This is a genomic window from Enterobacter sp. UPMP2052, assembly GCF_053709675.1.
On the sequence record NZ_JBSKJR010000001.1, the window covers coordinates 1,607,466 to 1,622,536 of the forward strand.

The following is a 15,071-nucleotide window of genomic DNA, read 5'->3' on the forward strand; positions in this document are numbered from 1 at the left end:
GCGTTTATACCGTGCGGCGGGCGAACTCTTTGACTTTGAATCCCAGCACCGCAAGCGTTGCGAAGTAAGCCACTACGCCGACTGCCACGACGGCCATCAAGCGCATGAGACGCAATGGCATGGTCCCCTGCGACCACTCAGGCATCACATACAGCATGCCGATCAGCGCTGCCGCCATCACCAGTACCGCAATGACCAGACGGAGCAGGAAGCGCATCCAGCCGGGCTGCGGGGTAAAGATATCCTGCTTACGCAGTTGCCAGTAGAGCAGGCCGGCGTTCAGACAGGCCGCCAGACCAATCGACAGCGACAGCCCGGCATGCTTCAGCGGGCCAATGAAGGCCAGGTTCATCAGCTGGGTCATAATCAGCGTCACGATGGCTATTTTCACCGGCGTTTTGATGTCCTGACGTGAATAGAACCCCGGCGCCAGAACTTTCACCACAATCAGCCCCATCAGGCCGACCGAGTAGGCCACCAGCGCCCGCTGGGTCATGGCGGCGTCAAACGCGGTAAACTTGCCGTACTGGAACAGCGACACGGTGAGCGGTTTCGCCAGAATGCCGAGCGCCACCGCGCTTGGCAGCGCCAGCAGGAAGCAAAGACGCAGGCCCCAGTCCATTAAACGGCAATATTCATCATGGTTGCCGCTGGCAAAACTTTTCGACAGCGACGGCAGCAGGATGGTCCCCAGCGCCACACCCAGGACTCCCGACGGAAACTCCATCAGACGGTCTGCGTAGTACATCCACGAAACCGAGCCGGAGACCAGGAAAGAGGCGAAAATGGTGTTGATGATAAGGGAGATCTGGCTGACGGAAACGCCGAGAATCGCCGGCCCCATCTGCTTGATCACCCGCATCGCTCCGGCATCCTTAAAACTGACGCGCGGCAGGACCAGCATGCCAATCTTTTTGAGATGCGGAAGCTGGTAGGCAAGCTGAAGCACGCCGCCTACGGTCACGGCCCAGGCCAGCGCCAGCACCGGCGGGTTGAAGTGCGGCGCCGCGAACAGAGCAAACCCGATCATGCTGACGTTAAGGAACGTCGGCGCAAACGCCGGAACGGAAAACCGGTTCCAGGTGTTGAGGATGGCCCCCACCAGCGAGGCGAGCGAGATCAGCAGGATATAAGGAAAGGTAATGCGCAGCAGTTGGCTGGTCAGGGCGAATTTATCGGCCGTATCGGCAAAACCGGGGGCAGTTACCATGATCACCCACGGTGCCGCCAGCATCCCAACAACCGTAACCACGGCGAGCGCCAGCGTTAACAGGCCCGAGACGTAGGCCACAAAGACGCGCGTGGCATCTTCGCCCTGCTTGCTTTTGTATTCCGCAAGGATTGGCACGAACGCCTGCGAGAAAGCCCCTTCTGCAAAAATACGGCGCAGCAGGTTCGGTAACTTGAATGCGACGAAAAAGGCGTCAGTTGCCATCCCTGCGCCAAAAACCCGTGCCACAATGGCATCGCGTGCAAAGCCCAGCACGCGAGAAAACATGGTCATCGAGCTGACTGCCGCCAGCGATTTTAATAAGTTCATTAACGTGAATTTCCACAACCATACGGCAAAACGCCTGCAGTGCAGGCGTTGATGAAGCGAGTAGTCTACCCGGATTTAAGGGAATTACTATCGGCAGATGTTACAGACAATTATTCACTCATGGCGTCACGCCAGAGCTTTTCCACGATACGCTGCGCCATGATGGCCTGCTCGCCCGACGTTTCCGGAACCGTCTGATTTTGCACGCAGGTAATGAAGTGGCGCGCGCAACCGGCAAACCCGCGCTGCTCCAGCGTACTTTGCCAGCCGGGAACAGGCAGCGTCACCACGCCGCTGCCCTTCTCTTCGCGCCATTCGCGCATGTCGGTAATGTCATACAGCGCCCCATCGGCCACGGCCTGAATGGATTCGCGCTGACTGCCGGCGCGGCGATGCATGCTGGTCGTCACCTGCAGATGCTCCGCGGCGAAATGATGCTCGGCATAAAGCATGTGCCCCTGGTCGTTCGTCAGCAGGGTCCCGCTTTTCAGCTGCGCGTTACCGTTCGTCAGCCACAGCGCGGTGTCCACCACATGAAGATAATCGTCCAGCAGGGTAAAACGCAGATCCTGAGGCCCGACGCTGTCGGTTCGGTGCTTGTCCATACGTAATGATGCGAGCGTGCCGGGCTGCGCTTTCAGTTGCTGATAGAGCGGCGCGAACCGGCGATTGAAACCGACCATCAGCGTCAGGTTTTTGCGTGCCGCCAGTTCAATAAGGCGTTCGGCATCCTGAAGGTTTTCGGCCAGCGGTTTATCGACACAGACGTGAACACCGGCGTTGAGCAGCTCGCTGACCACCTGATAGTGGCTTGCTGTCGAGGTATGCACGAACACCGCATCGCACTCGCGAGCCAGATCCTGCAGAGAGCTCGCACAGGGCATTCGCCAGGTTTCGCAGATACGCTCGGCTTTCTCACGCGTGGGCGACCACGCTCCCTGCAGCGTCCAGTCCGCCGCCACGCTCAGTACCGGCAGCCAGGCCTTCTGGGCTATACCGCCAAGCCCCACTACCCCTACACGTAATTTTGCCACCGTTAATCCCCCAAATGTGCCAGCAGTGCATCCAGACGCTGTTTCAGCCCGGCAACCTCGTCTTCCAGCACCGCCACTCGCGCCGCCAGGCCGTTATCCGCCGCTGCCAGATCAGGCTCTGCCGCTGCCGTTGACGTATCCACCTCTCCGCTAAACAGGTGCATATAGCGGCTTTCACGCTTGCCCGGCTCACGCGGCAGGCGTACCACGTATGGCCCGTCTTCACGTGAGACCAGCCCTTCGAGCGTCTGCTCAACCTCCTGCATATCGCGGAACTCATGCATCCGCGCTGCGCGCGTGCGCAGTTCCCCCGGCGTTTGCGCTCCGCGCAGCAACAGCGTGGTAATCACCGCCACTTCTGCCGCGCTCAGTTTCAAATCGCCAAATTCGGAGTTGCAAAAGCGCTGCTCATATTTGGTCACGCGGTTGCCGAAACCACTCACCGTTCGCAGGTAGTGGCGCTTGACCAGCGCATCCAGGCAATCCTGCACCTCATGTTCCCCGAGATTCATCACCGGTTCACGGTTGGTCTTCTGATTGCAGGCCATGGTCACGGCATTGACCGACAGCGGATACTGTTCCGGGGTGGTAACCTGCTTTTCCAGCAAGCATCCAATGACGCGCGCTTCGGCACCGTTCAACTGATATTTCATCTTTTCTCCTTAACGACCCGCCGTCCAGTCCTGAGCCGTGAGCGCCGTCAGGACGTGATCCTGCCACTCACCGTCGATCAACAAATAGTCTTTGGCGTACCCTTCTTTTTCAAACCCTAACCGCGCCAGCAGGCTACCGCTGCGCTGATTGTGGGGCATGTAGTTCGCCATAATGCGATGGATATGCTGCGTGCGCTGCATATACCGGATTGCCGCCGTTAACGCTTCGTACATCAGTCCCTGCCCCTGCCATTTCTGGCCGATGGAGTAGCCGAGATAGCAGGCGTGAAACGACCCGCGCACCACGTTAGAGAAGTTGGCGATGCCGATAATCTCTTTTTCATCAGGATCCAGCAGCGCGAAATAAAATGCGCTCCCCTGCTTGTGAAATTCCGCGATCATACTGAGCCGCGCCTGCCAGCCGGAAGGGTAGCAATGGCTTTCATCCCGAACGGGTTCCCAGGGTTTTAAAAACTGGCGATTCTCGGCGTAATAATCCGCCAGACGCCAGGCATCACGCTCGTGCACCAGACGAACAACCAGCCTGTCCGTTGTCAGACGCACTTTTGGCACGTTACTGCGATAGCCAAACATCGATACCACTCCTTCCCGTCGCTTCTGCTCTACCTGTTAGCTTTACTATACCTGCGGCAGTGCCGTCTGTGAAAACAGTGACATACCATTTTTACCTCTTTTCACAACTTTCGATGAGAACTCTCTATCAAAGCACCTTTTTGATAAAAAAATATTGTCACGCCCGGGGGTGGGAAAACGCGCGGCGACACCGCAGAATGTTAGCGTGCTCACCTTCTTATTTTCCCTGGAGGGAAAATGTCCCGCGTATCACAGGCCAGGAGCCTGGGTAAATATTTCCTGCTCGTCGATAACATGCTGGTCGTGCTCGGCTTTTTTGTCGTGTTTCCCCTGATATCGATCCGTTTTGTCGATCAAATGGGCTGGGCGGCATTAATGGTCGGTATTGCGCTGGGATTACGCCAGCTTGTTCAGCAAGGGTTAGGCGTGTTTGGCGGTGCTATCGCCGACCGCTTTGGCGCAAAACCAATGATCGTCACCGGCATGCTGCTACGCGCGGCAGGCTTTGCCACGATGGCCATCGCCCATGAGCCGTGGGTGCTGTGGTTCTCCTGCTTCCTGTCCGGCATTGGCGGCACGTTGTTCGACCCGCCGCGTACCGCGCTGGTGGTGAAGTTAATTCGTCCACAGCACCGGGGGCGTTTCTTCTCCATTCTGATGATGCAGGACAGCGCCGGCGCGGTTGTGGGTGCGCTGCTGGGAAGCTGGTTGTTGCAGTATGACTTCCGTCTGGTCTGCGCGACCGGTGCCGTGCTCTTTATCCTGTGTGCGCTGTTTAACGGGCTGTATCTGCCCGCGTGGAAACTGTCGACGGTGAAAGCGCCGGTGCGGGAAGGGCTTGGGCGCGTGCTGAGCGATAAGCGTTTTGTGACCTATGTATTAACCCTGACCGGCTACTACATGCTGGCGGTTCAGGTGATGCTGATGCTACCGATCATGGTGAATGACATCGCCGGTACGCCGACCGCGGTCAAATGGATGTACGCCATTGAAGCCTGCCTGTCGCTCACGCTGCTCTATCCGATTGCCCGCTGGAGTGAACGGCGCTTTCGTCTTGAGCACCGCCTGATGGCGGGTCTGCTGATCATGACGCTGAGCATGATGCCCATCGGTTTAGTGAGCTCGCTTCAGCAGCTGTTTACGCTTATCTGCACGTTCTACATCGGCTCTGTTATCGCCGAACCGGCCCGTGAAACCCTTAGCGCCTCGCTGGCGGATGCACGGGCGCGCGGCAGCTATATGGGGTTCAGCCGTCTGGGCCTGGCGCTGGGTGGTGCGCTGGGCTATGCGGGCGGTGGCTGGCTGTTCGATGCGGGCAAAGCGATGAGCCAGCCGGAACTGCCCTGGGTCATGCTCGGCGTGGTGGGGTTTATCACCTTCATTGCCCTGTGGTGGCAGTTCAGCCAGAAGCGCAGCGCGAGCGGCATGCTCGAGCCTGGCGCGTAATACCTCACGTCGGCGGGAGGCCCCTCCCGCCGCGCTTATCAGTTTTTTCTGCTGGTTTCTGCCATTTCACACTGACATACTGACGCCACAGGACAGAAGCGCCGATTTTTCGTTGAGGAACACTATGAAGAAAATTGTTATTGCCGCTGCGTTGATTGTCAGTGGTCTGCTGGTAGGCTGCAATCAGCTTACCCAATACACCGTCAGTGAGCAGGAAATCAATCAGGCGCTGGAAAAACATAACAACTTTTCCAAAGACATTGGTGTGCCGGGCCTCGCCGATGCACACATCGTCCTCAGCAATCTCGTCAGCCAGATCGGACGTGAAGAGCCGAATAAAGTCACCCTTTCCGGGGACGCTAATCTGGACATGACCTCCCTCTTTGGTAATCAGAAAGCCAATATCAAACTCAAACTGAAGGCGCTGCCGGTCTTTAATAAAGAGAAAGGGGCGATTTTCCTCCAGGAGATGGAAGTGGTCGATGCGGTTGTCTCACCGGATAAGATGAAGCCGGTGCTGCAGACGCTCATGCCGTATCTGAATCAGTCGCTGCGCAACTACTTCAACCAGCAGCCGGCCTACGTTCTCAGCGAGGACAAGAGCAAGGGCGAGTCGCTTGCTAAAAAGTATGCCAAGGGCATTGAGGTAAAACCCGGCGAAATTATTATTCCTTTCACCGATTAACATCAGGGCGCTCAGGCGCCCTTTTTTTTACGGAAAAGTGTGCAAACGAAAACGTTTCCGCTTATGATTTGTGTCCGGCAAAAACAGCCCTCTTATGACTGATTCTTTTCAAGCCGGAGCTTCCATGACTGCACAATCCCAGGTTCTTAAAATCCGCCGCCCTGACGACTGGCATATCCATCTGCGTGATGGCGATATGCTCAAAACCGTCGTGCCGTATACCAGCGAAATTTATGGCCGCGCGATTGTCATGCCAAACCTGGTTCCGCCCGTTACCACCGTCGATGCAGCCATCGCCTATCGCCAGCGCATTATGGATGCGGTCCCGGCAGGACATGATTTCACGCCATTGATGACCTGCTATCTCACGGATTCTCTCGATCCGAACGAAGTGGAGCGCGGGTTTAACGAAGGGGTGTTCACGGCCGCTAAACTTTACCCGGCGAATGCCACCACCAACTCCAGCCACGGCGTGACCAGCATTGATGCCATCATGCCGGTGCTGGAACGCATGCAGAAGCTGGGCATGCCGCTGCTGGTGCACGGTGAAGTGACCCATGCGGATATCGATATTTTCGACCGCGAAGCCCGGTTTATCGAGACGGTGATGGAGCCGCTGCGCCAGCGCCTGCCCGCGCTGAAAGTGGTGTTTGAGCACATCACCACCAAAGATGCGGCAGAGTATGTCCGTGACGGCAATGAGCTGATTGCCGCCACCATCACGCCTCAGCATCTGATGTTCAACCGCAACCACATGCTGGTCGGTGGCGTACGCCCTCACCTCTATTGCCTGCCGATCCTCAAGCGCAACATCCACCAGCAGGCGCTGCGTGAGCTGGTTGCCAGCGGGTTCTCCCGCGCATTCCTCGGCACCGACTCCGCGCCGCATGCCCGCCACCGTAAAGAGGCAAGCTGCGGCTGCGCAGGCTGTTTTAACGCCCCTACCGCCCTGGCGAGCTATGCCACCGTATTCGAAGAGATGAATGCCCTTGAGCATTTCGAGGCGTTCTGTTCCCTGAATGGCCCCCGTTTCTACGGCCTGCCGGTCAATGAGACCTTCATTGAGCTGGAACGCAAAGCGAGCCAGGTTGAAGAGGCGATCGCGCTTACGGATGACACGCTGATCCCGTTCCTCGCGGGTGAAACCGTGCAGTGGACCGTCAAACGCTAAAAAACCCCGCCCCCGTGTTGTCAAAACACCAATATACCTGTATAAATGCACAGTATATTACACAGGGGGCATTTATGCGTATTGAAGTCACCATTGCCAAAACCACCGTTCTGCCTGCCGGCGCGCTTGATGCACTGGCAGGCGAGCTATCCCGCCGTATTGACGAAAATTTTCCTGATAATGAGAATCCCGTAACGGTGCGTTATGCGACCGCGAACAACCTGTCGGTTATCGGTGGCGCTAAAGAAGATAAAGAGCGTATCAGTGAAATTTTGCAGGAAACCTGGGAAAGCGCTGACGACTGGTTTATCACCGATTAACACTTGCTCCCTCATTGTGTTTTTTGCCGGGTCGCCCCGGCTTTTTTTCATCTCAATTATGTTTAGTTCAGATTATTTCAGCATCTTCTTAAAAAATCGTGAACAAGATGGCGTTTTATTGCTCGAACAATCCTAAAATGCAGAAAAATGTGTTGCTACCTATTTATTTTTCCCATAAGAACCCTTATCTATTGATATACTGAAGATGCTTTCAGAAAAACATGCATTGAACCTCAAAGCCGTTGTCTTCTAACACGCATTTAGGGGGTTATAATGGAAAAGAATAGTGAAGTCATCCAGACCCATCCGCTTGTCGGCTGGGATATCAGCACCGTAGACAGCTACGACGCGCTGATGCTGCGTTTGCACTACCAGACCCCAAGTCAACTCAACCGTGAAGAAGCGGAAGTTGGACAGACGCTGTGGCTTACAACAGACGTCGCCCGTCAGTTTATTTCTATTTTAGAGGCAGGTATTGCCAAAATAGAATCTGGCGACTACCAGGAAAATGAGTATAAACGACATTAATTTTATGCCCACTTTTCACTCAACAGGCACCCTCGGGGTGCCTTATTTATTTCTCCCTTGTATAACCCGCCGATGTTAATTACTCTGCTAACAAAGCGTTAGTTAACGGGATGACCATGAAATACGACCTGATCATTATTGGTAGCGGCTCCGTTGGATCGGCCGCAGGTTATTACGCCACGCAGGCAGGCCTGAAGGTGCTGATGATTGATGCCCACCTTCCCCCGCATTCAGAAGGTAGTCATCATGGCGATACCCGCCTTATCCGCCATGCCTACGGCGAAGGCGAGCGCTATGTGCCGCTGGTTCTGCGTGCCCAGACGCTGTGGGACGAACTGGCGAAGCAGACGGAAGATCGCATTTTTGAGCGCACCGGCGTCGTGAACCTGGGCCCGGCCCACTCTGCGTTTCTCGCCTCGGTGGAACAGAGCGCGAAAGCCTTTAACCTTGAGGTTGAGCGTCTGGATGCGCAGGGCGTGATGAGCCGCTGGCCGGAAATCACCGTGCCGGATGACTATATCGGGCTTTATGAAGCACACTCCGGCGTCCTGCATTGTGAAACCGCCATCAAGACCTGGATCGACCTGGCCGCAAAAGCAGGCTGTGGGCAGTTGTTTAACTGCCCGGTAACCGGTATTACCCATCATGCTGATGGCGTGACCGTGACGACGCCTGAAGGCGATTACGACGGCGCGCGCCTGCTTGTCAGCGCAGGGACGTGGGTGACCAAACTGCTGCCGGACCTGCCCATTCAGCCGGTGCGTAAAGTCTTCTCATGGTTCCAGTCCGACGGTCGCTACAGCAGCCAGAATAAATTCCCGGCGTTTACCGGCGAACTGCCTAACGGTGACCAGTTCTACGGCTTCCCTTCTGAAAAGGACGCGCTGAAAATCGGCAAGCATAACGGCGGGCAGACCATCGCCTCACCGGAAGATCGCAAACCTTTTGGCGCTTACCCGCAGGATGGCTCAGAAGCCTTTATGTTCCTGCGAAATATTCTGCCGGGTGTCGGTGGCTTGCTTTACGGCGCAGCCTGCACCTACGACAACACGCCGGATGAAGATTTCATCATCGATCGCCTGCCGGGCCATGACAATACCTTGCTCATCACCGGCCTGAGCGGGCATGGCTTTAAGTTTGCCTCTGTCCTCGGTGAAATTGCTGCACAGTTTGCCCAAGGTATTACGCCGCAGTTTGATCTCACTCCCTTCTCGCTCGCCCGTTTTGACCGATAATATCCCGCAGGCTCCGGATGTCCGGGGCCTGTGACTTTGCTTACTCGCGGGGAATGATGCGCAGGATCGTTAGCTATCTTATTAATAATATCCGTGAGCACTTCATGCTCTATATCCTGCTGTGGTCGTTGCTGGCGCTGATCGATTTTCTTTATGTGATGTTTTACTGAACGCACCGGCTTACAAATATTGACATTACTTTAGGTTAATTGAGTTAATCCACTCCTCCCAAATATTCCCCATAAAATATTGAACGAAGCCACTGAAATACATTCGCAGAAGACATTCAAATTACCTGAAATAAATTAAATAAATATCATTATCTCATTTTTTAAGTTGCATTATCTTTTCCAGCCGTTCATTTTTATTGTTCAAATTATTCAGAATGGTAATTTTCATGCAATTGCGTAACTCCACCCATCGCTACGGAATGATATCCATGCTCTTACACTGGATATTCGCTCTGGCGGTGTATGCCATGTTCGGGCTGGGTCTCTGGATGGTCACGTTAAGCTATTATGACGGCTGGTATCACCAGGCGCCTGAATTGCATAAAAGCATTGGCGTGCTGCTGATGATGGGATTGGTGGTTCGGATTATCTGGCGACATATCTCCCCGCCACCACCGGCACCCGACAGCCACAGCAAATTCACACGACTGAGCGCAACCGCCGCGCACATTACGCTCTACGCCCTGCTGCTGGCCATTTTGATTAGCGGCTATTTAATTTCCACGGCAGATGGCAAACCCATCAGCGTGTTTGGCCTGTTTGACGTCCCGGCTACCCTGGCCGATGCGGGTTCACAGGCAGATATCGCAGGCATTATTCATCTGTGGCTGGCGTGGAGCGTGGTTATTCTGTCCGTCCTGCATGGGCTTGCTGCCCTTAAACACCATTTCATCGATAAAGACGACACGCTTAAGCGCATGCTTGGCCGTTCGTCAGTTGACTCTGGAGCATAAAATGAAAAAACGCCTGCTGGGTATCGCATTAGGTTCCCTGTTATTTACCACGGGTTCCGCTGTGGCCGCTGATTACAAAATTGATAAAGAAGGCCAGCACGCCTTCGTCAATTTCCGCATTCAGCACCTGGGTTATAGCTGGCTGTACGGCAGCTTTAATGATTTCGACGGTACCTTTACCTTTGACGAGAAAAACCCGGCCTCTGATAAAGTGAACGTGACCATTAATACCAACAGCGTCGATACCAACCACGCGGAACGTGATAAACACCTGCGCAGCGCGGAGTTTTTGAACGTCTCGAAATTCCCGCAGGCAACATTCGCGTCGACTGAAGTGAAAAAGGATGGCGACAAGCTGGATATTACCGGCAACCTTACTCTCAATGGTGTGACCAAACCAGTCACCCTTGATGCGAAATTAATCGGCCAGGGTGACGATCCCTGGGGTGGTAAACGCGCTGGTTTTGAAGCGACCGGTAAAATTCGTTTGAAAGATTTTAATATCACGACGGATTTAGGCCCGGCGTCTCAGGACGTGGACCTGATTATTTCTGTGGAAGGCGTTCAGCAGAAGTCGTAATAATGACGCCCGGCAGGCTCTCGCTATGCCGGGCGTGACGATTATTCAGGGTCAGGAATGCCCAGTTTGGTATTTAAACGACCGCGAGATTTATTAAAAATCTTATTGCCGTTTTCACGACCCGCGCGCAGCCGACGCTGTTCCTCTTCAGGAAGCACGCTCTCTTCACTGCACACCTCGCTGCAACAACCGTTAAACTTCTCGGCACAGGCCGGACACTGAATAAACAGCAGATGGCAGCCATCGTTTTTGCAGTTGGTGTGGGTATCGCACGGCGCACCGCACTGATGACATTGCGCGATGACGTCCTCGGAGATACGCTCGCCCATGCGCTCATCAAACACGAAGTTTTTCCCGATAAAGCGTACCGGCAGCCCCTGCTCGCGGGCGCGGCGGGCATACTCGATGATGCCGCCCTCAATGTGCCAGACCTTATTAAAACCGTTGTGCTTCATCCACGCGCTGGCTTTTTCACAGCGGATCCCGCCGGTGCAGTACATCACGATTTTTTTATCTTTATGCTCCTGCATCATCTCAACGGCTTTCGGCAGCTGCTCGCGGAACGTGTCGGCCGGGATCTCCATCGCGTTCTCAAAATGCCCCACTTCGTATTCGTAGTGGTTACGCATATCGATGAACACCGCATCCGGGTCGTCCAGCATCGCATTCACTTCAGCCGCTTTGAGATAGTCGCCCACATCGCTGGCGTTGAAGCTCGGATCGTCGATCCCGTCAGCCACGATGCGTTCGCGCACCTTCATGCGCAGTACCCAGAAGGATTTACCGTCATCGTCGAGGGCAATATTCAGGCGCAGCCCGTTGAGCGCCGGATCAAAGCCGTAAAGCAGCTCGCGAAAGGCGCTCACGTTGCTTTCCGGCACGCTAATCTGGGCATTGATCCCTTCACGCGCCAGGTAGACGCGGCCGAAAACGTTCAGCGCCGTGAAGGCCTGGTAAAGGGCGTCACGGGTCGCCTGCGGATCGACGATGGTGAAGTATTTATAGAATGAGATGGTGGTACGCGGTTCGGTCTCGGCCAACATACGCGCTTTCAACATCTCATTCGACACGCGGTTGTGTAACACTGGCATGGTGTACAAGTCCTGCAATCGTTAGAGAAATAAAATTCGGTCGGCATCATATAGCAAACAATAACAATTTACATCCATACAATTTACGCTACATTTCTCCCTGTCTGATTAATCAGGCTTAACATTTGCTGCATTCGTGCGCGTTTCGATGACAGATATTTTGGCTATGCCTCAAAAAATGAGACAATGGCCACTCAGGACGTTAGAACACAGGACAGACATGACCCAGTTACCCAAATTTACTGCCGCCCTCCTACACCCCCGTTATTGGTTAACCTGGCTAGGCATTGGCTTGTTGTGGCTTATCGTACAACTTCCTTATCCTGTCATTTTCCGTTTGGGTAAAGGGCTGGGGCATCTCGCCCGGCATCTGATGAAACGCCGCGCGCGGATCGCCTGGCGCAACCTGGAACTGTGTTTCCCGCAGATGAGCGAAGCCGAACGTCATGAGATGGTCGTGAAGAATTTCGAATCCGTCGGCATGGGCCTGATGGAGACGGGCATGGCGTGGTTCTGGTCCGATAAACGCATGGCGCGCTGGACGGAAGTGGCCGGCACCGGCATGGAACCGGTTCATACCCTTCAGGCTAATCAGACCGGCGTGCTGCTGATCGGCATCCACTTCCTGACCCTCGAGATTGGTGCGCGCATGTTTGGTATGCAGGCACCGGGCATTGGCGTATACCGTCCGAACGATAACCCGGTGATTGATCTGCTCCAGACCTGGGGCCGCATGCGTTCCAATAAAAGCATGATTGACCGGAAAGATCTCAAAGGCATGATCCGCGCCTTAAAAGCAGGCGAAGTGATCTGGTATGCCCCCGACCACGACTACGGTCGTCAAGCCAGCGTGTTCGTTCCCTTTTTCGCCGTTGAGCAGGCTGCAACCACCAGCGGTACCTGGATGTTGGCGCGAATGTCGAAAGCGGCAATTGTTCCGTTTGTGCCCCGCCGCAAACCGGACGGTTCAGGCTATCAGCTGATCATGCTGGAGCCAGAAATGCCCCCCCCGCTGGACGACGCGGAAACCACCGCTCGCTGGATGAACGGCGTCGTCGAGAAGTGCATCATGCTCGCCCCGGAGCAGTACATGTGGCTGCACCGCCGCTTTAAAACGCGCCCCGAAGGCGTACCTTCTCGCTATTAATGCTGATGCGGCCAGCCTCTGGCCGCACCTGTTTTAGCTTTAAACGCTCCCCGACATTGCGACAACCCTAACCCAGGCGCATAATTAGCAGGCTTATTACCCTACTGCTCACGGTGCGCTGCACCTCATCATGCGGAACGTTATGTCACCCTCAGATGCCCCCATAAACTGGAAACGTAACCTCGCGGTTGCCTGGTTTGGCTGTTTTCTTACCGGTGCGGCCTTTAGCCTCGTGATGCCTTTCCTCCCCCTTTACGTTGAGCAGCTGGGCGTGACGGGCCACAGCGAGCTCAATATGTGGTCCGGGCTGGTATTCAGTATCACCTTCCTGTTCTCCGCCATTGCCTCGCCGTTCTGGGGCGGTCTTGCCGACCGTAAGGGGCGAAAAATCATGCTGCTGCGCTCCGCGCTTGGGATGGCCATCATTATGCTGCTGATGGGGGTGGCGCAGAACGTCTGGCAGTTCCTGATATTACGCGCCTTGCTTGGCCTGCTGGGCGGCTTTGTCCCGAATGCCAATGCGTTGATTGCCACACAGATCCCCCGCCATAAAAGCGGCTGGGCGTTAGGTACGCTGTCGACCGGCGGCGTGAGCGGCGCACTGCTGGGGCCGCTTGCGGGCGGTCTGCTGGCGGACACCTACGGCCTGCGTCCGGTATTCTTTATTACCGCCAGCGTCCTGTTCCTCTGCTTTATCGTTACGCTTGCCTGTATTCGCGAAAACTTCACCCCCGTGCCCAAAAAAGAGATGCTCCACGCCCGGGATGTGCTGGGGTCGTTAAAAAACCCCAGGCTGGTGTTGAGCCTGTTCGTCACCACCATGATTATCCAGGTGGCAACCGGATCGATCGCCCCCATCCTCACGCTCTACGTGCGTGAACTTGCCGGAAATGTCAGTAATATCGCGTTTATCAGCGGGCTTATCGCCTCGGTCCCTGGCGTGGCAGCGCTTCTGAGCGCGCCGCGGCTTGGCAAGCTGGGCGATCGGGTTGGCCCGGAGAAGATCCTGATCTGCGCCCTGGTGATTTCTGTCCTGCTGCTGATCCCGATGTCGATGGTACAGTCCCCGTGGCAGCTGGGGGTACTGCGCTTTTTACTGGGCGCGGCGGATGGCGCATTGCTTCCCGCGGTACAAACCCTGCTGGTCTATAACTCCACCAACCAAATTTCCGGGCGGATATTCAGCTACAACCAGTCATTTCGCGATATCGGTAACGTCACCGGGCCGCTTGTCGGCGCGGGAGTCTCTGCCACTTTCGGATTCCGTACCGTCTTTATCGTGACGGCATGCGTCGTGCTGTTTAACGCCGTGTACTCGTGGTTTAGCCTTTCACGGGCGTTACGCACACCCGTGAAGAAGTCAGAAGCGTGACGGCTTATTTGCGCTTTCATACTTGCAAAATCTCATATTCAGCTATTCTTTCCCTGAATACCTTATCGAAAAACAGGGAGACACCGATGACCATGTACGCCACGCTGGAAGAAGCTATTGATGCCGCTCGCGAAGAGTTCCTCGCCGATAAACCCGGCCTTGAGGAAGAAGATGCTGACGTGCAACAGCTCAACATTCAAAAATATGTGCTGCAGGATGGCGATATTATGTGGCAGGCCGAGTTCTTTGCCGATGATGGCCAGGACGGAGAATGTTTGCCGGTGTTGAGTGGTGAAGGTGCGCAGGCTGTCTTTGACGGCGACTACGATGAAATCGAACTGCGTCAGGAGTGGCTTGAAGAGAATACGCTGCACGAATGGGATGAAGGTGAGTTTCAGCTCGAACCGCCGCTGGATACCGAAGAGGGCCAGGCCGCAGCGGATGAGTGGGACGAGCGTTAATTAACGCTTATTCGTACGGGCCGTGACTGGCGTCAATGGGCAGCAGCAGCGTGTCGAAGATCAGCGAGAACGGCAGATCGAGCACCGTAAGGTAACGCCACGCTGAGTCGCGAACATCCCACTGGACGCCAGGGTAATACTGATTCCCGTGGCCCTGCCCAGGAATGGTACGGCTGATGATGCTGCCGCAGCCACTGAGCAGCATCGCCATGACCACCACTGCGATTATTTTCATGCCTTACCTCATAAA

At 55.2% G+C, this 15,071-nt stretch carries 18 protein-coding genes; 12 read left to right on the top strand and 6 right to left on the bottom strand.

Features of this window, described 5'->3' with window-relative positions:
• Positions 1-4: 4 nt before the first annotated feature.
• The 4 genes from murJ to rimJ form a co-directional block, all read right to left on the bottom strand.
• Positions 5-1,540, bottom strand: coding sequence for a murein biosynthesis integral membrane protein MurJ (gene murJ / locus ACWKX3_RS07520; RefSeq protein WP_006174658.1), 1,536 nt, complete (start codon positions 1,538-1,540; stop codon positions 5-7).
• Positions 1,541-1,650: 110 nt separating this feature from the next.
• Entirely contained in the window at positions 1,651-2,574 is a 924-nt protein-coding gene (locus ACWKX3_RS07525) for a Gfo/Idh/MocA family protein (RefSeq protein ID WP_058609157.1), read from the bottom strand.
• Positions 2,575-2,576: 2 nt separating this feature from the next.
• Positions 2,577-3,227 (bottom strand): YceH family protein, encoded by a 651-nt coding sequence (locus ACWKX3_RS07530; protein WP_368748001.1) that lies wholly within the window; start codon positions 3,225-3,227, stop codon positions 2,577-2,579.
• Between the two features lie 9 nt (positions 3,228-3,236).
• Positions 3,237-3,821, bottom strand: a complete 585-nt coding sequence (rimJ, locus tag ACWKX3_RS07535; RefSeq protein WP_006174655.1) for a ribosomal protein S5-alanine N-acetyltransferase — start codon at positions 3,819-3,821, stop codon at positions 3,237-3,239.
• 237 nt (positions 3,822-4,058) lie between these two features.
• Here rimJ and mdtH point away from each other — a divergent pair, with 237 nt between their 5' ends.
• The 9 genes from mdtH to ACWKX3_RS07580 all read left to right on the top strand — a co-directional run bounded on the left by mdtH (position 4,059) and on the right by ACWKX3_RS07580 (position 10,750).
• Entirely contained in the window at positions 4,059-5,267 is a 1,209-nt protein-coding gene (gene mdtH, locus ACWKX3_RS07540; RefSeq protein ID WP_006174654.1) for a multidrug efflux MFS transporter MdtH, read from the top strand.
• A 124-nt stretch (positions 5,268-5,391) separates the two neighbouring features.
• Positions 5,392-5,952 (top strand): lipoprotein, encoded by a 561-nt coding sequence (locus tag ACWKX3_RS07545; protein ID WP_006174653.1) that lies wholly within the window; start codon positions 5,392-5,394, stop codon positions 5,950-5,952.
• Between the two features lie 124 nt (positions 5,953-6,076).
• A complete protein-coding gene (pyrC, locus tag ACWKX3_RS07550; RefSeq protein WP_454541540.1) occupies positions 6,077-7,123 on the top strand; it encodes a dihydroorotase in 1,047 nt (348 codons plus the stop codon).
• A gap of 74 nt (positions 7,124-7,197) precedes the next feature.
• The gene (gene dinI, locus ACWKX3_RS07555; RefSeq protein WP_006174651.1) at positions 7,198-7,443 is read left to right on the top strand and encodes a DNA damage-inducible protein I; all 246 of its coding nucleotides are present in this window, start codon (positions 7,198-7,200) and stop codon (positions 7,441-7,443) included.
• Between the two features lie 273 nt (positions 7,444-7,716).
• Positions 7,717-7,971, top strand: a complete 255-nt coding sequence (gene bssS, locus ACWKX3_RS07560) for a biofilm formation regulator BssS (RefSeq protein WP_006174649.1) — start codon at positions 7,717-7,719, stop codon at positions 7,969-7,971.
• Positions 7,972-8,087: 116 nt separating this feature from the next.
• Positions 8,088-9,206 (top strand): N-methyl-L-tryptophan oxidase, encoded by a 1,119-nt coding sequence (solA, locus tag ACWKX3_RS07565; RefSeq protein WP_102891101.1) that lies wholly within the window; start codon positions 8,088-8,090, stop codon positions 9,204-9,206.
• 56 nt (positions 9,207-9,262) lie between these two features.
• On the top strand, positions 9,263-9,376 hold the full coding sequence (locus ACWKX3_RS07570) for a YceO family protein (RefSeq protein WP_153688606.1): 114 nt from the start codon (positions 9,263-9,265) through the stop codon (positions 9,374-9,376).
• 227 nt (positions 9,377-9,603) lie between these two features.
• A complete protein-coding gene (locus tag ACWKX3_RS07575) occupies positions 9,604-10,170 on the top strand; it encodes a cytochrome b (protein ID WP_400403243.1) in 567 nt (188 codons plus the stop codon).
• Between the two features lies 1 nt (position 10,171).
• Positions 10,172-10,750 (top strand): YceI family protein, encoded by a 579-nt coding sequence (locus ACWKX3_RS07580; RefSeq protein WP_006174645.1) that lies wholly within the window; start codon positions 10,172-10,174, stop codon positions 10,748-10,750.
• Positions 10,751-10,791: 41 nt separating this feature from the next.
• Here ACWKX3_RS07580 and trhO read toward each other — a convergent pair whose 3' ends face one another.
• The gene (gene trhO / locus ACWKX3_RS07585) at positions 10,792-11,841 is read right to left on the bottom strand and encodes an oxygen-dependent tRNA uridine(34) hydroxylase TrhO (protein ID WP_006174644.1); all 1,050 of its coding nucleotides are present in this window, start codon (positions 11,839-11,841) and stop codon (positions 10,792-10,794) included.
• 220 nt (positions 11,842-12,061) lie between these two features.
• Between trhO and ACWKX3_RS07590 the strand changes: the two genes are divergently transcribed.
• From ACWKX3_RS07590 to ACWKX3_RS07600, 3 genes are all read left to right on the top strand, one after another.
• On the top strand, positions 12,062-12,988 hold the full coding sequence (locus ACWKX3_RS07590) for a Kdo(2)-lipid IV(A) acyltransferase (RefSeq protein ID WP_454541541.1): 927 nt from the start codon (positions 12,062-12,064) through the stop codon (positions 12,986-12,988).
• A 142-nt stretch (positions 12,989-13,130) separates the two neighbouring features.
• On the top strand, positions 13,131-14,360 hold the full coding sequence (mdtG, locus tag ACWKX3_RS07595; RefSeq protein WP_088207518.1) for a multidrug efflux MFS transporter MdtG: 1,230 nt from the start codon (positions 13,131-13,133) through the stop codon (positions 14,358-14,360).
• Between the two features lie 86 nt (positions 14,361-14,446).
• A complete protein-coding gene (locus tag ACWKX3_RS07600; RefSeq protein WP_006174641.1) occupies positions 14,447-14,821 on the top strand; it encodes a MysB family protein in 375 nt (124 codons plus the stop codon).
• A gap of 7 nt (positions 14,822-14,828) precedes the next feature.
• Here the strand turns inward: ACWKX3_RS07600 and ACWKX3_RS07605 are convergent, their stop codons facing one another.
• Positions 14,829-15,056, bottom strand: coding sequence for a YceK/YidQ family lipoprotein (locus ACWKX3_RS07605; protein ID WP_006174640.1), 228 nt, complete (start codon positions 15,054-15,056; stop codon positions 14,829-14,831).
• Between the last annotated feature and the right edge of the window lie 15 nt (positions 15,057-15,071).